This window comes from Nocardia sp. NPDC059195 (assembly GCF_042754695.1).
GTDB lineage: Bacteria > Actinomycetota > Actinomycetes > Mycobacteriales > Mycobacteriaceae > Nocardia.
Window position 1 is genome coordinate 110,207 of record NZ_JBHZBG010000014.1, and the last position, 12,658, is coordinate 122,864.

9 protein-coding genes are annotated in these 12,658 nt (G+C 67.9%); 4 read left to right on the top strand and 5 right to left on the bottom strand.

The window, feature by feature from the left end:
- Positions 1-130: 130 nt before the first annotated feature.
- The 3 genes from ACFXKN_RS19600 to ACFXKN_RS19610 all read right to left on the bottom strand — a co-directional run bounded on the left by ACFXKN_RS19600 (position 131) and on the right by ACFXKN_RS19610 (position 4,025).
- Complete coding sequence (locus ACFXKN_RS19600; RefSeq protein WP_379433556.1) at positions 131-1,378, bottom strand: MFS transporter; 1,248 nt, start codon at positions 1,376-1,378, stop codon at positions 131-133.
- 197 nt (positions 1,379-1,575) lie between these two features.
- Positions 1,576-2,214 (bottom strand): TetR/AcrR family transcriptional regulator, encoded by a 639-nt coding sequence (locus ACFXKN_RS19605; protein WP_378967689.1) that lies wholly within the window; start codon positions 2,212-2,214, stop codon positions 1,576-1,578.
- Between the two features lie 122 nt (positions 2,215-2,336).
- Positions 2,337-4,025, bottom strand: coding sequence for a (2,3-dihydroxybenzoyl)adenylate synthase (locus ACFXKN_RS19610; RefSeq protein WP_378967697.1), 1,689 nt, complete (start codon positions 4,023-4,025; stop codon positions 2,337-2,339).
- Positions 4,026-4,150: 125 nt separating this feature from the next.
- On the opposite strand from ACFXKN_RS19610, the gene ACFXKN_RS19615 reads away from it, so the two are divergent.
- The 4 genes from ACFXKN_RS19615 to ACFXKN_RS19630 all read left to right on the top strand — a co-directional run bounded on the left by ACFXKN_RS19615 (position 4,151) and on the right by ACFXKN_RS19630 (position 11,200).
- Complete coding sequence (locus tag ACFXKN_RS19615) at positions 4,151-8,197, top strand: AMP-binding protein (RefSeq protein WP_378967716.1); 4,047 nt, start codon at positions 4,151-4,153, stop codon at positions 8,195-8,197.
- A 160-nt stretch (positions 8,198-8,357) separates the two neighbouring features.
- On the top strand, positions 8,358-9,221 hold the full coding sequence (locus tag ACFXKN_RS19620) for an oxidoreductase (protein ID WP_378967729.1): 864 nt from the start codon (positions 8,358-8,360) through the stop codon (positions 9,219-9,221).
- 81 nt (positions 9,222-9,302) lie between these two features.
- A complete protein-coding gene (locus tag ACFXKN_RS19625) occupies positions 9,303-9,773 on the top strand; it encodes a carboxymuconolactone decarboxylase family protein (RefSeq protein ID WP_378967737.1) in 471 nt (156 codons plus the stop codon).
- A 338-nt stretch (positions 9,774-10,111) separates the two neighbouring features.
- Positions 10,112-11,200, top strand: coding sequence for a 3-deoxy-7-phosphoheptulonate synthase (locus tag ACFXKN_RS19630; protein ID WP_378967745.1), 1,089 nt, complete (start codon positions 10,112-10,114; stop codon positions 11,198-11,200).
- Positions 11,201-11,250: 50 nt separating this feature from the next.
- Here the strand turns inward: ACFXKN_RS19630 and ACFXKN_RS19635 are convergent, their stop codons facing one another.
- Together ACFXKN_RS19635 and ACFXKN_RS19640 are read right to left on the bottom strand one after the other, a co-directional pair.
- On the bottom strand, positions 11,251-11,868 hold the full coding sequence (locus tag ACFXKN_RS19635; protein WP_378967754.1) for a LysE family translocator: 618 nt from the start codon (positions 11,866-11,868) through the stop codon (positions 11,251-11,253).
- Positions 11,869-11,919: 51 nt separating this feature from the next.
- Entirely contained in the window at positions 11,920-12,657 is a 738-nt protein-coding gene (locus tag ACFXKN_RS19640) for an NYN domain-containing protein (protein ID WP_378967762.1), read from the bottom strand.
- Position 12,658 lies beyond the last annotated feature (1 nt).

The window sequence follows — 12,658 nt, forward strand, 5'->3', positions numbered from 1 at the left end:
TCTGTCGCGCAAGGTCGAGCTGCCGTTCCCGGTGGACGTGCCGGCGACCTATCGCCTGGGCCGGGCCAACAATACGCGCTCGAGGTGCTGAGTTCGAGGAGACCTGCGAAAAGCTGGGCAGCGTAGCGCCTTACGTGGTCAAGGCTTTTACCGCCTTCGCGTGACCTGTGTCGGAGGGGCGTTGCGGGACAACTGATGTTGCGACGAAAGCGGCTCGGCCCGAAGGTGTTCGGGTCGCGATGGAGAGCACGACGATCATGGTGAGTCCGGTGCCGACAAGCATCGCACGGATACTGACCAGGTCGGCCAGTGGGCCGAATACCGCCATGCCGATCGGTGTGGCCATGGCCATCACAATGCTGACGTAGCCGAATACGCGCCCATGCATCGTTGGTTCGACGGTTTCCTGTAGCAGTGTCATGAATGAGGTCGAGAATGGCGGAACCAGCAGCCCCAGCGCGAACATGAAACCGAAGAAGACCCACACCGTGGGACTCAGTCCGAGTCCCACGGTAGCGATCCCGAAGCCGTTGACGGCCACCAGGATCAGCCGCATTCGGGCGCGTTCGGCCAGCCCGGTGGAAATCAGGATGCCGCCGAGCAGCATGCCCAGGCTGAAGACGATCTCCAGTGCCGCCAACTTCCATTCCTGCGAGCCGAAGCTGCGCATGAGCATGAGTGGTGTGACGAACGACGGGGCGACGGTAAGTAGGAAGATCGCCGCATAGAGGACTAGTAACCAGCGCACCGTCGGTTGCGAGCGGATGTACTGTGCGCCCTCGACGAGGTCCTGCCGGTAGGTGGCGGCTGCCTGTCCAGGGGCCCGTTCCAGCGTGGGGACGGCGACCAGCGCCAACAATCCGATCCCAATGACGGCGGTGATGACATCCAAGAAGAAGACGGGGACGATCCCGAAGGCAGCGAACAGCGCACCAGCAGCGGCCGGCGCGAGCAGTGCCATCGCCGACTGGATGGTTTGAAAGACGCCATTGACGCGCATCAACTGCTCAGCCGGCACCAATTGCGGGATCATCGCCTGCACTGCCGGAGTCTGGAAGCCGGCCCCGGCCGAGCGGACCGCGACCGCCAGCAGGAGGATCCACAGCTCATCCACGCCGGTGGACATGAGCACCGCGAGGGTCATGGTCGCTGCGGCGATCACGCCGTCCGAGGTCATTACCAGTACCCGGCGGTTCATTCGATCCGCGAGCACGCCCCCGAAGAGCGAGATCAGCCCCTGTGGCAGGAAGGCGGCGACGGCGTAGAGAGCTACCGCCGATCCTGATCCAGTCTCCAGTGTCACCCACCACATAACGACGAACTGCACAACCATCGAGCCGAACAGCGACACCGTCTGCCCGATGAGGAACAGGACCACAGTGCGCCGCCACGGCCTGATGTCCGGTTCCGCCGCTACCGACTTCGTGACGTCATCCGCTCTATCCTGCTGCACCGGCCGTCCTCCACGTCGCATTCCCGCCTTCGAGCACGCAAATACGCGTGTCCGCGCCCTATCCTACCTACCGATAGGTAGGTTTTGCGAACGGGGCTGCCCCGGCCGAATCCCTCGCCGAGCTACCGATCGGAGGCCGCGCCTCGAAGGAAGAGGTCGACGATGTCCTGAATCAGCTGGTCAACAGGTTGAGGCGTGCAGCGCAGGCTGGGCGGCATCGCCAGATCAGTCGGCACGGGTACGGCAGTGGCGGCGAGCTCCATGACGGCCGTAGCGAGGAAGCCGGGATCGGCCTGGCGCAGCTCACCCGCGGCAATGGCGGTGGCCATCAGATCGGCGACCGGCTCGATCAGACCGCGCACATAGGCATGAGAGATCTCGGCCCGCTGAGTCTCGTCGAGGTACCGGGTGGCACGGTAGATCTGATCGCTCAGTGTCGAGTTGTATACGCCCCGAGCGTAGGAGGCCACCAGTGCCACCAACTGGCCCCGGATAGTGTCTGGTACGGCGAGCGACTCCCGCAGGATGGCGGAAGCCTCCTCGATGTGGGCAAACGCGACCTCCCTGAACAGGGCCGGTTTCCCGCCGGGAAAATGGTGGTAGAGGCTGGCTTTCTTGACGTCCACGGCTTTGGCTATCTCGTCGAGAGAAACTCCGAGGTAACCGAATTCGGCGAGCCTGCGCCCGAATTCGTCACGAGCCCGGCTGCGGGTGTCATGCTGGCGCGGCATGTGGTCGACCCTCCTCGCAAAAGGCAGCAAACCCTCAGTATACCTACCTACCGATAGGTAGGCGATAACCCTTCCGGTGAGAACGTCGGTAACTCACCGGAAACGGGCTAACCGATCCACTGTCTGGCCGCCAACACAAACCAACCCTGTGCCTAGGTCTGGCCATGCGTCGCGAAGAGGCGGACCAGCGCCTTCTTGTCGATCTTGCCGACCGCGGTGATCGGCAGTGAATCCGCCTGGCGGACAAGGTCAGGGAGCTTGTAGGTGGCCAGGCCGCGTTCGGTGAGGAAGGTTTTGATCTCGCCGAGGGTCGGCAGGTCTCCGGTGACAACCAGGACGACGCAGGCCTTTTCGCCGAGCGAGGCATCCGGCAGGCCGACCGCGGCGGCGTGGCGGACCGCGGGGTGGGCGAGCAGGTGCTCCTCGAGTTCATCGCAGGAGATGTTCTCGCCACCGCGGTTGATCACGTCCTTGATCCGGCCGCTCACGATCAGGTGGCCGCTGGGCAGCTGGCGGACGAGGTCGCCGCTGCGGTAGAAGCCGTCGGGGGTGAAGGCGCGCGCATTGTGCTCGGGCGCACGGTAATAGCCGCGCAGCGTGTAGGGGCCGCGGGTGAGCAGTTCGCCTTCCTCGCCCTGGGCGACATCGTCGCCGTCGGCGTCCACGACACGCAGTTCGTCGGCGGGCGACAGCGGTCGGCCCTGGGTGGTGCACACCAGTTCTTTGTCATCGTCGAGACGGGTGTAGTTGAGCAGCCCCTCGGCCATCCCGAACACCTGCTGCAAGGTGCACTGCAACGCGGGCTCGACCTCGCGGGCGTTCACCTCGGCCAGTCGCGCCCCGCCCACCTGCAGCAGGCGCAGCGAACTCAGGTCGGCGTCTTCCCAATCCACGGCCGCACTCCACAATTGGGCCAGCGGTGGGACGACACCGGTGACGCTCACCCGGTGCTTCTCGATCGCGGCGAAGGCGGCTTCGGGGCTCGGGTCGAGGGTGAAGGCGATGGCGCCGCCGGTCGCGACGGTGCCGAGGATGCCGGGGCAGGCCAGCGGGAAGTTGTGTGCGGCAGGCAGAGTCGCGAGGTAGACATCATCGGGGGTGAGCTCGCAGACCTGCGCGCTGGCGGTCGCGTTGTAGACGTAGTCGTCGTGGGTGCGGGCGATCAGCTTCGGCAGGCCGGTAGTGCCGCCGGAGACCAGCATCACCGCGATCTCGGACGGGTCGACATCGGGCAGCGAATCACCATCGCGGGCAACCGAATCGAGGGCGACGAACCCGACCCGACTGCCGTCGACGGCGGCCCGGCGGTGCGACTGAGCGGCACCTTCCGGCGTCCCCGGATCATCGGCGACCAAGACGTGCCGCAAGCTCGGCACCGCCCGCCGCACAGTCGCGGCGAGCTCGAGGTAATCGAAATCGCCGAGCCGTTCCGGAATGAGGTAGGCCACGGCCTCCGAGAGTGCGGCCAGGTGCTCGATCTCGACGCGGCGGTGCGCAGGCAGGGTGAGGACCGGGATGATGCCCGCGCGCAGCAGTCCGAACAGCGCCGTCGCGAACTCGGGGATGTTCGGCAACTGCACGATCACCCGGTCGCCGGGATTGATGCCGAGCGCGAGCAGTCCGTGCGCCATCCGATCGGCGGCGGCGTCGAGCTCGGCGTAGGACTGAGCACCGGAGTCGCTGAGAACAGCCGGACGCTGAGGCTGGGTGCGCGCGGTGTCGCGCAGCAGATCGCCGAGCGTGCGCCCGGCCCAGTAGCCCGCAGCCCGGTACTCCTGCGCCGCGGCGTCGGGAAACGGGACGTAGCCCTCGCGATGGCCGGTTGCCGATGTCGACGTCACGTACTGCCTCACTCGATCTCGCTACACTTGCAAAGGTTAGGCAACCCTATCTCAATGGAGTAGGCTGCCGCCGGGCAGTACCGAATCCGTCCGGTGATGGGCGGCGAGCAAGGAGTGATCGGCAGATGGAGACAGCACCCGCAGGCGGCGCCGGGATCGACCGCGCCGAGATCCGCGCCGCGATCGCCCGCCATCTCGACATCACCCCCGACGCCGTCGCCGAGGCCGACGACCTGATCCAGCTCGGCCTCGACTCCATCCGCACCATGAAGCTCGCGGGCGCCTGGCGCAAGCGCGGCATCGCCGTGAACTTCGCCCTCCTGGCCGCCCATCCCACTGTCGACGCCTGGCACGCCCTGCTCAACGGGGCGGACCCCGATGACCTCGCGGCGATTGGTGCCGACGAGTCGACCGTGGCTTCCCCGGCCGCCGACGTCGCTGCTGCCGAAGCGGCGATCGGGGGCGGGGCACCCGGCGCCGCCGCGATCGGCACGACAGCAGGTGTCGACGGCGTCCAGTCCACCGCGACCGAATCCGTGCTCGTCCCGGATGACGGCACCCCGTTCGCGCTCGCGCCCATGCAGCACGCGTACTGGATCGGGCGGTCCGACGCGCAGGAGCTCGGTGGTGTCGCGGCACATCTCTACGTCGAATTCGATGGCGCCGATGTGTATCCCGAGCGGCTCGAGCAGGCGGTCGAGCAGCTGCTGTCGCGCCATCCCATGCTGCGCACCCGGTTCCTGCCCGACGGCACCCAGCAGACCCTCGACCGGCCCGGCCGGGCGGTGTTCGGCGTGACCGATCTGCGCGAGGCATCCGCCGAGGAGGCCGAGCAGCGCCTCGGGGAGTTGCGCAGCGCGCGGACGCATCAGCGGATGGCGGTGGAGGACGGTCAGGTGATCGATATCGCGCTCACCCGCCTCGCCGATGGCCGCACCCGCCTGCACCTCGATGTCGACATGCTCGCCGCCGACGCGATGAGCTACCGCATCCTCATCACCGACCTTGCCCGGCTCTACCACGGCGAACAGCTACCGCCCCAGGACTACACCTTCCGCCAGTACCTGGCCGAGCACCAGCCGGACAACCGCCGTCCGGGCACCGCCGCCGACCAGCTGAACGTCCCTGCCGACCAGCTGAACATCCCTGCCGACCAGGCGCAGGGTGCTGCCTCCAGCCATCCGGGCATTGCCGCGAACCACCAGCAGCGCGCCGGCGACGAGCGCTCGATTCCCGCTCTCGCCGACGAACGGGCCCGTGATCGCGCCTGGTGGCAAGACCGCCTCGGCGAGCTGCCCGGTGCGCCGGAACTTCCATCGGCCCAGCACATCTCGGACCCGAACCGCACGATCCGCCTGCACCGGTGGCTCTCGCCGCACGCCAAGGCGCAGGTCTTCGATGCCGCGCACGCCCGCGGCATCACCCCGGCGATGGCGCTGGCCTCGGTGTTCGCCGAAACCATCGGCGGCTGGTCGGCGCAGCGCCGCTTTCTGCTGAATCTGCCCCTGTTCCACCGTGAACCGGTGCACCCGCAGGTCGACGGTGTCGTCGGTGACTTCACCTCCTCGGTGCTGCTCGAAGTCGATGTCACCGAGCCCGCCACCGTCGCCGACCGTGCCCGCGCCCTGCAGCAACGCCTCCACGAAGCGGGCGCGCACTCCGCGTACTCGGGCCTGGAGGTCCTGCGCGACCTGGGCCGTCACCGCGGCGAACCGGTGCTGGCTCCTATCGTCTACACCAGCGCCCTCAACCTCGGCGAACTCTTCCCCGACGTCGTCACCGACACCTTCGGCGACCCCGCGTGGATCATCTCGCAGGGCCCGCAGGTCCTCCTCGACGCGCAGATCACCGAGGTCCGCGGCGGTCTGCTGCTGAACTGGGACATCCGCGAATCCGCCTTCCCCGCGGGCATGGTCGACGCCATGTTCACCCGCTACATCGAAGCGATCGAACGCCTCGGCGGCCAGCCTGCCGAGGCATCGCTCGAGCCTGCGCCGGCCCAGGTGTCTTCGAATGGCGCGGTCGCCAACGGCTCCCACCTGCCGCAGGTGGCGGACGGCGTGACCTCGGCGACGCTGCCGGTCGTACCCACCGAAGCAGCGGAAGTTCCGGTTGACTCAACCGAACGCGCGCGGTTCGCCGGGGGAGCGGGGTGGCAGGCCGAGGCCGGCGTGCGAATTCCGGTGGAGCAGGCCGCTACTCGGGCGCGCGTGAACGCCACCGCGGGGCCGGTGACCGGCGGGCTGCTGCACACCGGGTTCTTCGCGAACGCGGCGACGAATCCGTCCGCGCCCGCGGTGCTGTGGGAGCCCGCGGGACAGCTGACCTATGGCGCGCTGGCCGCCGACGCGCTGGCCGTGGCCGGTGCGTTGCGGGAAGTCGGTGTGGCGCCGGGTGATTCGGTCGCGGTGCAGCTCCCGAAGGGCCCCGACCAGATCGTCGCGGTGCTCGGGGTGCTCGCGGCAGGCGCGGTGTACGTGCCGATCGGGTTCGATCAGCCCGCCGCCCGTCGCGCCGAAATCCTCAGCACCGCGGGCGTGGTCGCCGTGCTCACCGTGGGCGGTGCGCAGATCCCGGACACGCGGGCGATCGACCTGGCGCAGGCGCGCACACACGCGGAACCGTTGGCGCGCCCGCTTTTCGGCGACCCGGAGAACATCGCCTACGTGCTGTTCACCTCCGGCTCCACCGGCAAGCCCAAGGGTGTCGAGGTGCCGCACCGCGCCGCCATGAACACCATCGACGACCTCAACGAACGCTTCGACCTCGGCCCCGCCGACCGCGCGCTGGCCCTGTCTGCCCTCGAGTTCGACCTCTCCGTCTACGACATCTTCGGCCTGCTCGCAGCAGGTGGTGCGGTGGTCACCGTCGACGACGCGCAGCGCACCGACCCTGCCGTGTGGGTCGAACTCATTCGCCGCCACCGGATTTCGCTGCTCAACTGTGTCCCGAGCCTGCTGGACATGCTGCTCACCGCCGCGCCCAGCACCCGTGGCTCGGGTGCTGCGGGCTCGCCCCGAGCCACGGATGTTTCGGGTTCGGCGCAGGTCGCCGACGACGCTCGGACCGCACCGGCTACCGCCGCACCGTCGGCGCCGCTGACATCGCTGCGTACGGTGATTCTCGGCGGCGACTGGGTCGACGTCGCGCTCCCCGCGCGCCTCGCCGCGGTGGCCCCGAACAGCCGTTTCGCCGGGCTCGGTGGCGCCACCGAAACCGCGATCCACTCCACCATCTGCGAGGTCGTCGAGGGGCGGGTCCCCGCCGAGTGGACGGCCGTGCCCTACGGCACCCCGCTGCGCAATGTGCAGTGCCGTGTCGTCGGCCCGGCGGGCAATGACTGCCCCGATTGGGTGAGCGGAGAACTGTGGATCGGCGGTGACGGCGTGGCCGCCGGCTACCGCAACGACCCCGAGCGCACCGCCGACCGTTTCGTCACCCACGAGGGCCTGCGCTGGTACCGCACCGGCGACCTGGCCCGCTACCTGCCCGACGGCGGCCTGGAATTCCTCGGCCGCGCCGACCACCAGGTCAAGATCCGGGGCTACCGGGTGGAACTGGGCGAGGTGGAGAGCGCATTGCGCGCTGTGCCCGGTATCCGCCACGCGGTCGCCGCGGTGGTCGGTACGGCCGCGCCGAAATTGGTCGCGCTGGTGGTGCCGACCCCGGACGTGGTTCTCGACGTCGACGTGGTGCTCGCCGCGACCGCCGAGCTGGTCCCGGTCTATATGGTGCCGACCCGGCTCGAACTGCTGGCCGAGCTGCCGCTCACCTCGAACGCCAAGCCGGACCGTAAGGCCATTCGCGCCGTCCTCGAGAAGGGCGAGGGCACTGAGGAATTCGTCGCACCGCGCACCGATCTCGAACGCGCGCTCGCCGCGGTCATCGCCGAGGTGCTGGTCACCGAGCAGATCGGTGTCACCGACGATTTCTTCGCCCTCGGCGGCGATTCGGTGCTCGCCACCACCGCCGTCGCCCGCATCCGCGAATGGCTCGACGCCCCCGACACCGTCGTCGCCGACCTGTTCACCGCCCGCAGTGTCGCTGCGCTGGCGGCGCGAATGCTGGAGCGGGAGAAGGACTCCGGCGACACGGGCAGGCTCGAGCTGGTCGCGACGATGTATCTGGAAGTCGCCGCGATGACCGACGAAGAGGTCCTGGCGCAGTCGTGATGACCACACACCACCGCGCACTCGGGGTGCCGATTCCGGCCGGTGCCGAAATGTTCGCCAGGCGCGCTCGCCAGGGCCGGTGCGCGGTGGTGCTGGGTGCGAACTATGCACCGGCACTTGCCGATTCGCGCATTCCCCCGGCGTTGCTAGACTTCCGCCAGTGAGTAAGTGGACTATCGCTGACCTGCCCGACCAGACCGGCCGCACGATCATCGTCACCGGTGCCAACAGTGGTCTCGGCGCCGCCACCGCGCGTGCGCTGTCCGGGGCGGGTGCGGCCGTGATCCTGGCCTGTCGCGATGTCGCCAAGGCGGAGCGGGTCGCCGCGGGGATGCCCGGCGAGACCGAGGTCCGCGCACTCGACCTGGCGAACCTGAATTCGGTGCGCGCCTTCACCGATTCGATCGAGCGCGTCGACGTGCTGATCAACAACGCGGGCGTGATGGCCCTGCCGCTGCGCCGCACCGCCGACGGCTTCGAAATGCAGTTCGGCACAAACCATCTCGGTCACTTCGCGCTCACCAACCTGTTGCTCGACCGCATCACCGACCGCGTGGTCACGGTGTCGAGCGTCGCGCACCGCATCGGCAAGATCGACCTTGCCGACCCCAACTGGGAGCAGCGCCGCTACGACCGCTGGCTCGCCTATGGCCAGTCCAAGCTGGCCAACCTGATGTTCGCCCGTGAACTCCAGCGTCGCCTGGCCGGTGAGGGTGCCGCGGTGATCTCGGTGGCCGCGCACCCCGGCTACGCCGCCACCGAACTCATGTCGCACACCGAGTCCATCCAGGACGCACTCATGTGGCTGGGCAACCGCACGCTCGCCCCGACCGCCGAACAGGGCGCGCTGCCCACCCTGTTCGCCGCCACCGCCGATGTGGTGCCCGGCGCGTTCTACGGCCCCGACGGTTTCCTCGGTCTGCGCGGCAACCCCGCCCGGGCAGGCATCGCGCCGACGGCAAGGAACCGCAAGGTCGCGGCTGAACTGTGGGAACTCTCCGAGAAGCTCTGCGGCCTGATCTGATTCGGTGATCGATGTCACACGGCGTCACACCGCGAACGGCTACCTCGTCGTCTCTATGAACCCCACGACGAAGGAGCCATCATGGAAGCGCGCTTCAACCTCTACGGCAACGCCATCACCGCGAGCTTCAGCAAGCGAATGAGCATGGCGGGCAAGGTCATCGACGATTCGCCGCTGCCCAAGTCCACCTACGAACTGGTGAAGATCCGGGCCTCGCAGATCAACGGCTGCAGCTACTGCGTGGACATGCACACCAAGGACGCCGCCCACGCGGGCGAAACCCCGGTGCGGATCAACCTGGTCGCCGCCTGGCGGGAGGCCAATGTCTTCACCGAGGCGGAACGGGCCGCCCTCGCCCTCACCGAGGAAGCGACCCGCACCGCCGACGGCGGCCACGTGAGCGACGACACCTTCGACCAGGCCCGCTTGCACTACGACGACGACCAGATCGCGGCCCTGATCGCTGCCATCGCGCTGATCAACGCCTGGAACCGCCTCAACGCCATCGCCCACACCCCCGCCGGGGACTATGTGCCCGGCCAGTGGGGCTGACGGCTCAGCGGAATCGGTGCCCGTGCTCGGCCGCCCACTGCGCGAACGTGCGCGCGGGCAGGCCGAGCACCTGCTCCACCGGGCCGATTTCTTTCCTCGGACGAGTGGCGCGATGTGACGGTCCACACTCCGGGCAACCATGGCCGACCTTTCGGCGTTTTACCGGTGGTACAGTCCACGGCATGCAGCGCGCATATTTCTGGTTTAGCTATCCGGCCCTGGGTGGGCCGGTCTGCGACCCTGCGCGCTGACTTCCTCCACCTCGAGCCGGATTAACGCCCGGCTCGACGGTAGCGATTTCCGTGGGTCGGCCTCCTAACGCAAAGGACCCACATCTCATGACCACCGCAGCCGATGTCGACTCGCGGCATTCTGACCTCGACGACCAGCGCACCCTCAGCGTGAGCCCTCTGCGCTCGCCCGCCGAGGTCCGCATGGTCCACCAGATCACCGACGACCTCGCCGACACCGTGCGTTCGGGCCGCAAGGCCACCGTCGACGTGCTCAACGGCGACGACGACCGCCTCATGGTGATCGTCGGCCCGTGCTCGGTGCACGACCCCGCCGCCGCGCTGGAATACGCCCGCAAGCTGGCCGAGAAGTCCGCCGAACTGAGCGACCGGCTGCACATCGTGATGCGCGTGTACTTCGAGAAGCCGCGCACCACGCTGGGCTGGAAGGGTCTGATCAACGATCCGCACCTGGACGGCTCGTTCGACGTGAACACCGGCCTCGGCATCGGCCGCAAGGTGCTGGTCGACATCACCGCCCTCGGCCTGCCGGTGGCGTGTGAGTTCCTCGACCCGATCACCCCGCAGTACATCGCCGACCTGGTCTCCTACGGCGCGATCGGTGCCCGCACCGCCGCCAGCCAGGTCCACCGGCAGCTCTCGAGTGCGCTGTCGATGCCGGTCGGCATCAAGAACGGCACCGACGGTGACGTGCAGGTCGCGGTCGACGGTGTGCGCGCCGCCGCCGCCAGCCACGTCTTCCCCGGCACCGACCTCGACGGCCGCTCCGCGCTGATCCGCACCTCGGGCAACCCCGACTGCCACGTCATCCTGCGCGGCGGCAGCAACGGCACCAACTTCGACGCCGCGTCCTGCGCCGAGGCCAAGCTGCGCCTGGAGAAGTCGTCGCTGGCCCAGCGCCTGGTCGTCGACGCCAGCCACGGCAACAGCAACAAGGACCACAACAAGCAGGTCGACGTCGTCACCGACATCGCCGACCGGATCGCCGCGGGCGAGCAGGGTGTGGTCGGCGTGATGCTGGAGTCGTTCCTCGTCGCGGGTCGCCAGGATCTGACCCTCGGTAAGGCCGATGACCTGACCTACGGCCAGTCCATCACCGACGCGTGCATCGACTGGAACACCACCGCCACCCAGCTCGACCGTTTGGCCGAGGCTGTGGCCGCGCGCCGCGGGTAACCTTCGATCGACAGTGCGGGCCTCGGATTCCGGGGCCCGCACTGCTGTGTCTACTGGTTCTGAACCGCGAGGCGTCCCGCGAGGGCCACGAACGAGACGCCGAACACCCGCCGCATCCACTGGACCACCACCGGGCGCGAGAGCACATAGGTGCGCATCGCGGCGGCGACTGCCCCATAACCCGCGAACACCACGAACGTGACCAGCATGAACAACCCGCTGAGCTCGAGCATGCGACCCAGTGCGTTCGGTGCGCCGGTCGGGACGAACTGGGGCAGGAACGCGAAGAAGAAGATCGTCACCTTCGGGTTCAGGATATTCAGCAGCACCGCCGAGGTGATGACCTGCCGCGCCGAAGGTCGCGCCTCGGCGCCTACCGTCGGAATCGCGAGTGCGCCCTTGTCCCGCAACGTATTCCACGCCATGTACAGCAGATACGCGACACCGAGATACTTCAAGGTCTGGAACGCGATCGCGCTGGTGTTCAACAGCGCGGCCAGGCCCGTGATCGCCGCGATCATGTGCGGAACAATCGCCACCGTGCAGCCGAAGGCCGCGATCACGCTCGCCTTCGCTCCCCGGGAAAGCCCGGCCGCGAGGGTGAAAAGGGCGCCCGTTCCCGGCGTGGCGACGATGACAAGCGTGGTCAACGCGAACTCGATGCTCATCTCCCGCAGCGTAACCAGCGATCGGTCACCTGGGAAGGCAGACGGTTACGCCTACCAGCCCTTCGGTTTTCGCCAGTGGCTATCCACCGGATCTGGCAGTTGCGACGAGTAATAGTGCTGAGCGGAAAGCCGCGCCCACCAGTGTCGGCCGGCGCCTTCCGTTGCGGTGCCACGCAGCGCGCCCGCGAGCTGTCGCGAACTGGGATTCACCGTCCCGACCGGTACATGCTGTCGTGCGGTGTGTACGGGTAGCGCCAGATCGGAATCGTTGGAGATCACGATGGCACCGTCGACCTGCCCGCAGAACACGTCGGTCAGCAAATGGGTGGCCACGTTGACGTCAGAGCCCTTCTCTTCTCGCATTCGTACGGTCGCCATCAGTACATCGTCGCCATGTGGGTTGGTGGCGGAGCGGATCGGCAGATCTGACGACCACTCTTGCTTTCCGTTCGCGATGACCAGCTCAGCTTGGCCGGACTTGTTGGAGCGTGCGAGTGGTGCTGATTTCGGCCAGGCGACATAACGACCCAACTCGAGGACGTCGATGGACCCGTTCGCCTGAACCGCGTTGAGATAGACGCTTTGATCGCGGTGCGCGTCAGGGTTGTCCTTCGGATCGACTCGCGCCGTGCAATAGACCACACGGTGGACGGTCGATCCCCGCCAACCACACAATGATTCTGCGAGTGCACGCACGTCGAGCCACCGCCAGCCGGAGGTTCCCCGGCCGCAGATTCCTCGCATGCCGTAGTACAAATTGAATGCATCGATGTACACGCCGACCCGCATG

Coding starts and splice junctions, on each gene's coding strand:
- ACFXKN_RS19625 (WP_378967737.1), top strand. CDS start 9,303: ATGGAAGCGCGCTTCAACCTCTACGGCAACGCCATCACCGCGAGCTTC.
- ACFXKN_RS19640 (WP_378967762.1), bottom strand. CDS start 12,657: ATGCGGGTCGGCGTGTACATCGATGCATTCAATTTGTACTACGGCATG.
- ACFXKN_RS19615 (WP_378967716.1), top strand. CDS start 4,151: ATGGAGACAGCACCCGCAGGCGGCGCCGGGATCGACCGCGCCGAGATC.
- ACFXKN_RS19635 (WP_378967754.1), bottom strand. CDS start 11,868: ATGAGCATCGAGTTCGCGTTGACCACGCTTGTCATCGTCGCCACGCCG.
- ACFXKN_RS19630 (WP_378967745.1), top strand. CDS start 10,112: ATGACCACCGCAGCCGATGTCGACTCGCGGCATTCTGACCTCGACGAC.